Annotated in this window: 7 protein-coding genes; 4 read left to right on the top strand and 3 right to left on the bottom strand. The window is 59.2% G+C overall.

Going from position 1 to position 8,381, the window contains the following annotated elements; translation table 11 throughout:
* Nucleotides 1–70: 70 nt before the first annotated feature.
* Complete coding sequence (gene pepT / locus HMPREF9538_RS23435; RefSeq protein ID WP_032420329.1) at nucleotides 71–1,303, bottom strand: peptidase T; 1,233 nt, start codon at nucleotides 1,301–1,303, stop codon at nucleotides 71–73.
* A 258-nt stretch (nucleotides 1,304–1,561) separates the two neighbouring features.
* On the opposite strand from pepT, the gene potA reads away from it, so the two are divergent.
* The 4 genes from potA to potD are packed head-to-tail and all read left to right on the top strand — an operon-like array spanning nucleotide 1,562 to nucleotide 5,364.
* A complete protein-coding gene (gene potA, locus HMPREF9538_RS0126890) occupies nucleotides 1,562–2,698 on the top strand; it encodes a spermidine/putrescine ABC transporter ATP-binding protein PotA (protein WP_004150811.1) in 1,137 nt (378 codons plus the stop codon).
* A complete protein-coding gene (potB, locus tag HMPREF9538_RS23440) occupies nucleotides 2,682–3,539 on the top strand; it encodes a spermidine/putrescine ABC transporter permease PotB (RefSeq protein WP_004150812.1) in 858 nt (285 codons plus the stop codon). Before potA ends, potB begins: the two co-directional genes overlap by 17 nt.
* Nucleotides 3,536–4,321, top strand: a complete 786-nt coding sequence (gene potC / locus HMPREF9538_RS23445) for a spermidine/putrescine ABC transporter permease PotC (protein WP_004150813.1) — start codon at nucleotides 3,536–3,538, stop codon at nucleotides 4,319–4,321. The genes potB and potC overlap by 4 nt, the downstream gene beginning before the upstream one ends.
* A complete protein-coding gene (gene potD / locus HMPREF9538_RS23450; RefSeq protein ID WP_004140590.1) occupies nucleotides 4,318–5,364 on the top strand; it encodes a spermidine/putrescine ABC transporter substrate-binding protein PotD in 1,047 nt (348 codons plus the stop codon). The genes potC and potD overlap by 4 nt, the downstream gene beginning before the upstream one ends.
* Nucleotides 5,365–5,409: 45 nt before the next feature.
* Here potD and HMPREF9538_RS23455 read toward each other — a convergent pair whose 3' ends face one another.
* On the bottom strand, nucleotides 5,410–7,134 hold the full coding sequence (locus HMPREF9538_RS23455) for an aldehyde dehydrogenase family protein (RefSeq protein ID WP_009484094.1): 1,725 nt from the start codon (nucleotides 7,132–7,134) through the stop codon (nucleotides 5,410–5,412).
* The coding region (locus HMPREF9538_RS23460) for an AMP-binding protein (protein ID WP_009484093.1) at nucleotides 7,131–8,381 on the bottom strand (1,251 nt) is incomplete at its 5' end. The genes HMPREF9538_RS23455 and HMPREF9538_RS23460, both read right to left, overlap by 4 nt.

The following is an 8,381-nucleotide window of genomic DNA, read 5'->3' as shown; positions in this document are numbered from 1 at the left end:
GGCCGGATAAGGCGAAGCCGCCATCCGGCATCTTGTCCGACACGCGGCCTTACCGGGCCGCCTGAGAAGATTAATGCCCTTTGCGTGCCGCCGTCAGCTCGGCGATACGCACGATCACCTGCACCGCTTTCTCCATTCCTTCCAGGGTGACAAACTCATGTTTGCCGTGATAGTTGTAGCCACCGGTAAACAGGTTTGGGCACGGCAGTCCCATAAATGAGAGCTGCGCGCCGTCGGTGCCGCCGCGGATCGGTTTCATCTGCGGTTCAATATCGCAGTCCACCATCGCCTGGCGGGCAATATCGACCACGTGCGGATGGGCGATCACCTGCTCATGCATATTGTAATAACTGTCCTCGATCACCAGCTCAATATAACAGTCCGGGTGCAGTCCCTTGCCGACCTTTTTGGCGATCTCCATCATCTTGCGCTTGCGCGCCTCGAAGTGCTTACGGTCAAAATCGCGGATGATGTAATGCATCTCGGCCCGATCGACGCTGCCTTTCATGCTTGTGAGATGATAAAAACCTTCATAGCCTTCAGTGGTCTCCGGCGCTTCATCGGCCGGCACTTCGGCATGAATGCGCGCGGCCAGCGACAGCGCGTTGACCATCACCCCTTTCGCGGTGCCGGGGTGCACGTTATTACCGACAATTTTTATCGTCACTGAGGCGGCGTTGAAGTTTTCAAACTCCAGTTCGCCGACCCCGCCGCCGTCGACGGTATAGGCCCAGCGGGCGTCAAAGGCCTCGACGTCGAAATGCTTCGCCCCTTTACCCACCTCTTCATCAGGGGTGAAGGCCACGCGGATATCGCCATGAGGAATATTTTTCGCCTGCAGAGTCGCCAGCGCGGTCATAATTTCGGCAATGCCGGCTTTGTCGTCCGCCCCGAGCAGCGTTTTCCCGTCGGTGGTGATCAGCGTCTGTCCCAAAAGCTGATGCAGAACCGGGAACATCACCGGGGAGAGCACCTCATCGCCGATACCCAGCGCGATATCGCCGCCGCGATAGTTTTCAACAATCTGCGGATTAACGTTTTTACCACTGAAATCCGGGGAGGTGTCGACGTGGGAGATAAAACCGATGGCCGGGATATCGCCCTCAACGTTAGCGGGCAAAGTTCCCATTACCGTCCCTTTTTCACTCAGCGTTACCTTGACCAGTCCCATTTCTTCCAGCTGCGCCTGCAACAGGCGTAACAGCTTCCACTGCCCTTCCGTGCTGGGGACCTGACGAACGCCAGCCTTTGACTGCGTGTCCAAAGAAACGTACTGCAAAAAACGCTCAAGCAATTTATCCATGTAGCCACCCTCTTCTTTTGTGACAACATTATTCATAAGCCAGAAAAGACAAATATTGCGTCAGGTCATTTTTAGCCCGTAAAGCGAAATTTAATAACGGAACCGACGTTATGGTGTAAAGGTAGACTATGCGGGCGTATCAAGGATTGGCGATTACCCTCGTTTGCCGTAGAATGCTGGCCCTTATTAAAAACGTGCAACCCCAAAGGTGGTTAATCACAAACCCCGCAGCGGCCGGAAATTTGCCGTTGCGTCTACATGGGACAGAGTCAAAAATTGAATATACAACCGCGTTCGCGTTCGCCGCTGGTGCATCTGGCGGGAATTCGCAAGAGCTTTGATGGTAAAACGGTCATCGACAACCTTAACCTGACCATCAACAATGGTGAGTTTCTCACTCTGCTTGGCCCCTCTGGCTGCGGTAAAACCACCGTTCTGCGCCTTATTGCCGGCCTGGAAAACGTCGACAGCGGACGGATCCATCTCGAAGATCACGATATCACTCATGTTCCGGCGGAAAACCGCCACGTCAATACCGTATTCCAAAGCTACGCCCTGTTTCCGCATATGACGGTGTTCGAGAACGTCGCCTTTGGCCTGCGGATGCAGAAAACACCGGCGGCGGAAATCACCCCACGGGTGATGGATGCCTTAAAGATGGTGCAGTTGGAGGCGTTTGCCCAGCGCAAACCGCACCAGCTCTCCGGCGGCCAGCAGCAGCGCGTGGCCATCGCCCGCGCGGTGGTCAACAAACCGCGTCTGCTGCTGCTCGATGAGTCTCTTTCGGCACTGGATTACAAGCTGCGCAAGCAGATGCAGAACGAATTGAAAGCGCTGCAGCGTAAGCTCGGGATCACCTTCGTCTTCGTCACCCACGATCAGGAAGAGGCTCTGACCATGTCCGATCGCATCGTGGTGATGCGTGATGGCAAAATCGAACAGGACGGCACCCCGCGAGAGATCTACGAAGAGCCGAAGAACCTGTTTGTCGCCAGCTTTATCGGCGAGATCAATATCTTTGACGCCACGGTAATTGAACGTCTCGACGAACAGCGCGTGCGTGCCAGCGTTGAAGGACGAGAATGCAACATCACCGTCAATTTTGCCGTGGAGGCCGGCCAGCGTCTGCATGTCCTGCTGCGCCCGGAAGATCTGCGCGTCGACGAGATCCACCATAACAGCGACGCCGATGGCCTGATCGGCTATGTCCGCGAGCGCAACTATAAAGGCATGACTCTGGAGTCGGTGGTGGAACTGGAGAACGGCAAAATGGTGATGGTCAGCGAGTTCTTTAACGAAGACGACCCGGATTTCGACCACTCTCTTGACCAGAAAATGTCTATCAATTGGGTGGAAAGCTGGGAGGTGGTGCTGGCCGATGAAGAACACCAGTAAATTCCAGAATGTGGTGATCGCCACTATCGTCGGTTGGCTGGTGCTGTTTGTCTTCCTGCCCAACCTGATGATCATCGCCACCAGCTTTTTGACCCGCGACGATGCCAACTTCGTCAAACTGGTCTTCACGCTGGATAACTATTCGCGGCTACTGGATCCGCTCTATTATGACGTTCTGCTGCATTCGCTAAACATGGCGCTGCTGGCGACCCTCGCCTGCCTGGCGCTGGGCTATCCGTTTGCGTGGTTCCTCGCCCGGCTGCCGCAGAAGGTACGGCCCCTGCTGCTGTTCCTGCTGATCGTCCCTTTTTGGACCAACTCGTTGATCCGCATCTACGGGCTGAAGATTTTCCTCAGCACTAAAGGTTACCTGAACGAGTTTCTGCTGTGGCTGGGGGTGATCGACACCCCGATACGCATTATGTTCACCCCCTCGGCGGTGATCATCGGCCTGGTATACATCCTGCTGCCGTTTATGGTGATGCCGCTCTACTCCAGCATTGAGAAACTGGATCGCCCGCTGCTGGAAGCGGCGAAAGATCTCGGCGCCAGCAAGCTGCAGACCTTTATCCGCATTATCATCCCGCTGACTATGCCGGGGATCATCGCCGGCTGTCTGCTGGTGATGCTGCCGGCGATGGGGTTGTTCTACGTTTCCGACCTGATGGGCGGCGCCAAGAACCTGCTGATCGGCAACGTGATCAAAAGCCAGTTCCTCAATATCCGCGACTGGCCGTTCGGCGCGGCAACCAGCATTACCTTAACCCTGGTGATGGGCCTGATGCTGTTGATTTACTGGCGCGCGGCGCGCCTGCTGAATAAAAAGGTGGAGCTGGAATGATCGGTCGACTGCTGCGCGGCGGCTTTATGACCGCCATCTACGCGTATCTCTACATCCCTATTATTATTCTGATCGTTAACTCGTTTAACCGGTCGCGCTTCGGCATCAACTGGCAGGGGTTCACCACCGACTGGTATAGCCTGCTGATGAACAACGATAGCCTGCTGCAGGCCGCCCAGCACTCGCTGACCATGGCGGTGCTGTCGGCGACCTTCGCCACCCTTATCGGCTCGCTGACCGCCGTGGCGCTGTACCGTTACCGCTTTCGCGGCAAACCGTTTGTCAGCGGCATGCTGTTTGTGGTGATGATGTCGCCAGATATTGTGATGGCCATCTCTCTGCTGGTGCTGTTTATGCTGATCGGCGTCCAGCTTGGTTTCTGGTCGCTGCTGTTTTCGCATATCACCTTCTGCCTGCCGTTTGTGGTGGTCACCGTTTACTCCCGCCTGAAAGGCTTTGACGTGCGGATGCTGGAGGCGGCGAAAGATCTGGGCGCCAGCGAGATGACCATCCTGCGCAAAATTATCCTGCCGCTGGCCCTGCCGGCGGTAGCCGCTGGGTGGTTGCTGAGCTTCACCCTGTCGATGGATGACGTGGTAGTCTCCTCGTTCGTGACCGGTCCGGGGTATGAAATCCTGCCACTGAAGATCTATTCGATGGTCAAGGTTGGCGTTTCGCCAGAGGTGAACGCCCTGGCCACGATTTTGTTGGTTCTGTCGCTGGTGATGGTCATCGCCAGTCAGTTAATTGCACGTGATAAAACTCAGGGGACGTTAAAATGAAAAAATGGTCACGCCACCTGCTCGCGGCGAGCGCTCTGGCAATCGGCATGGGCGCTGCGCACGCGGACGATAGCAAAACGCTCTATTTCTATAACTGGACCGAGTATGTGCCGCCGGGCCTGCTGGAGCAGTTCACCAAAGAGACCGGCATCAAGGTTATCTATTCGACCTACGAGTCGAACGAAACCATGTACGCCAAGCTCAAAACCTATAAAGACGGCGCGTACGACCTGGTCGTCCCGTCGACCTACTTTGTCGACAAGATGCGCAAAGAAGGTATGCTGCAGAAGATCGATAAGAGCAAGCTGACTAACTTCAGCAACCTCGATCCGCAGATGCTGAATAAACCGTTCGATCCGAATAACGACTACTCCATCCCCTATATCTGGGGGGCGACGGCCATCGGCGTCAACAGCGAGGCGATTGACCCGAAAACTATCACCAGCTGGGCCGACCTGTGGAAGCCGGAATACAAAAGCAGCCTGCTGCTGACCGACGACGCGCGCGAAGTGTTCCAGATGGCGCTGCGTAAGCTGGGCTATTCCGGCAACACCACCGACCCGAAAGAGATTGAAGCCGCCTATAACGAGCTGAAAAAGCTGATGCCCAACGTCGCAGCGTTTAACTCTGATAACCCGGCGAACCCGTATATGGAAGGCGAAGTGAACCTCGGGATGGTATGGAACGGCTCGGCTTACGTCGCCCGCCAGGCCGGTACCCCGCTGGAAGTGATCTGGCCGAAAGAGGGCGGCATCTTCTGGATGGACAGCCTGTCGATCCCGGCGAACGCCAAAAACGTCGACGGCGCGCTGAAGCTGATTAACTTCCTGCTGCGCCCGGATGTCGCCAAACAGGTCGCTGAAACCATCGGTTATCCGACGCCGAACCTTGCGGCGCGCAAGATGCTCAGCCCGGCAGTGGCCAACGATAAATCGCTCTATCCGGACGCCGCAACCATTGAGAAAGGCGAATGGCAGAATGACGTCGGCAGCGCCAGCGCCATTTATGAAGAGTATTACCAGAAGCTGAAAGCGGGCCGTTAATCCCGCAGGGCGGAACCGCGGTTCCGCCTTTTTTTTGCTCTCACTTTAGCCCCGCAGCGCGCGCCAGAGGAGCGCCGGCAATTTGCGCCAGCGCGGCCGATGGTAAAAATCCACCAGCCGCTGCGCCACCGCTTCCTGCCCCCGGTGGGTGATGAACCAGGGCGGCAGGGGCATCAGCGTCAGTTCGCCATGCCAAAGACTACGCGGAAACGGTCGAAACGGCGCCTCAATCACCGTGCGCTCGGTTTTCTCCAGCATAAAGCTGTTATGCACCTTGCCCCGCCCGCTCTGAATATCGTCGAGCGTGTGGCCGGGAAACGCCCCCCACGGGCAAGGGGCTAACAGGAAGGCCACCCCGCTCCAGCAGTTGATCGCCACCGTGCCGTAGCGCAGCTCGGCGATCAGCGCATTAAAACGCTTACGTCCAATCGCTTTGCGGGTGCGCGGGTGGATCACAATATTGGCCCCCAGCGTGCCCTGCAGCCGCTGATTGGCATAGCCGATCGCCTGGCGCAGAAAGCTTTCCGCACTATCGGCCTCAAGACGGGTGACCGACAGCCCCGGGCCAAAGACCTCCTGCTGGCAGAACCCGGGATCATCGTCGGTATTCGCCACAATCAACGGCAGCGCGTCACCGCGGGCTATCTCCAGCGGCTGACGGGCGCGCAGGCGAAAGTCGGTCAGCCGGTTTTCAGCGCCGGGGTAGTAGTCCGGGCGGGTATTCGCGGCGATCAGTCGGTACAGCTGATTCAGCAAGGCCGTCGCAGGCTCCCAGCCTTGCTGCAGGATCAGCACCTGGCTGGCCACGCAGTTAAACCCGCCGTTGTTCATCTTCTGCGTCGCCAGCTGCTGCGCCTGAAAAGCGATGTCCGCCTCGCTCCACGGCCCGGGTACGATAATGGTGGGGCTGACGCCGCCCAGCTCCGAGGTCACCCGACGCGGGTTCAGCGGCGTCCCGGCGGCCCGACGCTGGCGAGCCGTCTCACCCTCGCCCCAGACGATGACGTCATGGGTCTCGCGGGAGCCAGTGATATGGATCTCATCGACAGCGGGATGGGTAGTCAGCCACGCTCCCGCCCGGGCGTCGCCGGTGACGATGCGGAGCGCATCCATGGCAATCAGCGGCGCCAGGGCCTGGGCCAGCAGATCGTGCAGATAATCATTCACCGGATTGAGCTTCAGCAGGCAGACCTGATTCTCAATAAACAGCTTGTGTAGCACATCCAGTGGCGCAATCGAGGCCACATTGCCGGCGCCAAGCACCAGCGCCAGCTTGCCCTGCCGCGCGGCAGGCGGGATGTCGTATGCCCGCGCCGCATAGCGGTCGAGATGGGCCCGGGTGACGCCTGGCTGCATCCATATCTCAGCGCGAACACCAGACAGAAGCAGCCGATCCCAGAGCGTGCCGGGCACCACCCGCAGCGCCAGGCGGCCGTCCGCCAGCGTCCGCAGCGGGATCCGCCGCAGAAAGGTCTTCTCCTCCAGTTGCTCCAGGGTGGCGATAAGCCCGTTGCAGCCGACCATTAGCGCGCAGGGGCCCGCCAGCCACTCTTCCCCCGCCAGCGGATCGCCCGCCGGCAGCCCTTTGGCCGCCGCCGCCGCGGCCACCCACGCCGGGGCAATGCCGGCCAGGGCATCCTTGATCTGGCGCAGGAGCGCCAGACGACGGTTCACTGAGGTTTCCGCCCAGCGCTGGCGCGCCGCCGACAAGGCGTGCAGGGCCGCATCATACTGAGAACAGGTCGTCAGACCGGGTCGCGCATGGCTCATTTTCCCTCACTCATTAAAATCTCTCCGTAGGCCTGGCGCAGCTGATTTTTGAGCACCTTACCCGTGGCGCTGACCGGCAGCGCATCGACAAATATCACCCGGTCCGGGATCTGCCATTTAGGCACCCGCTTCTCAAACCAGCTCAGCAGATCGGTCTCCTCCACTTCGCCCCCTTCCGCACGGACGCAGAGCAGCACCGGCCGCTCGTCCCAGCGCGGATGGCGGGCGGCGATGGCCGCCGCGCTGCGCACCCCCGGATGCGCGATGGCGATATTCTCCAGCTCAACGGTGGAGATCCACTCGCCACCGGACTTGATAATATCCTTTGCCCGATCGCTGATCACCAGATAACCATTGGCGTCGAGCGTACCGATATCACCGGTATCAAACCAGCCTGCCGCGGTCAGGGCGCTCGCGTCCTGACCATAGTATTGCTCTACCACCCAGTGCCCTCTGACCTGCAGATACCCCTGGCTTTGACCATCCCGGGGCAACGGTTCGCCATCCACGTCCACCACCTGCAGTTCGATGCCGAAAATGGGCCGCCCCTGACCGGCGCGCTGCTTTTGCTGCTCCTGTGCCGGGAGCGCGTCATGTTTGCTCAACGGTGTGTTGATGGTGCCGATGGGCGATGTTTCGGTCATTCCCCAGGCGTGGGTCAGTGCAATGCCGTAATCACGCTGAAAGGCCTCGGCCATCGACGGCGGCAGCGCGGAGCCGCCGACCAGCGCACGTTTAAATTCAGGCAGCCGGACCTCTGTCCGGCGCATCGCCGCCAGCAAGCCGGCCCAGATCACCGGCACGCCAAACCCCACCGTCACCTTCTCGGCGGCCAGCAGCTGCAGCAGGCTGTCGCCATCGAGGTGCGGCCCCGGCAGCACCAGCCGCGCGCCGACCATGGCGGCGATAAACGGCGTCCCCCACGCGTTGACATGGAACATCGGCACCACCGGCAACAGGCTGTCCTTCGCCGATATGCCGGCGGCGTCCGGCTGGTTGCCGCTCAGGGCGTGCAGGACCAGCGAACGATGGGTGTTCAATACCCCTTTCGGCCGGCCGGTGGTTCCCGAGGTGTAACAGAGCGAAGCCGGAGTCAGTTCATTGAGCTGCGGCCAGCGATAGTCTGCCATCCCCTGCTGCAACAGATCGTCATAAAACAGCAATGAGGGCAGCTGGCTGAGCGCCGCTTCGCTGCGGGACTCCATCAGCACGACGTGTTTCACCGTCGGCAGCTGCGGCAGCAGCTG

It is taken from the genome of Klebsiella sp. MS 92-3 (genome assembly GCF_000195655.1).
Taxonomy (GTDB): Bacteria; Pseudomonadota; Gammaproteobacteria; order Enterobacterales; family Enterobacteriaceae; genus Klebsiella; species Klebsiella pneumoniae.
This window is presented reverse-complemented; position numbering and strand designations above follow the sequence as displayed.

What these genes read in the sequence shown, in the direction of transcription:
- potC (WP_004150813.1), top strand. Translation starts at nt 3,536, where the DNA reads ATGATCGGTCGACTGCTGCGCGGCGGCTTTATGACCGCCATCTACGCG.
- HMPREF9538_RS23455 (WP_009484094.1), bottom strand. Translation starts at nt 7,134, where the DNA reads ATGAGCCATGCGCGACCCGGTCTGACGACCTGTTCTCAGTATGATGCG.
- potB (WP_004150812.1), top strand. Translation starts at nt 2,682, where the DNA reads ATGAAGAACACCAGTAAATTCCAGAATGTGGTGATCGCCACTATCGTC.
- potA (WP_004150811.1), top strand. Translation starts at nt 1,562, where the DNA reads ATGGGACAGAGTCAAAAATTGAATATACAACCGCGTTCGCGTTCGCCG.
- potD (WP_004140590.1), top strand. Translation starts at nt 4,318, where the DNA reads ATGAAAAAATGGTCACGCCACCTGCTCGCGGCGAGCGCTCTGGCAATC.
- pepT (WP_032420329.1), bottom strand. Translation starts at nt 1,303, where the DNA reads ATGGATAAATTGCTTGAGCGTTTTTTGCAGTACGTTTCTTTGGACACG.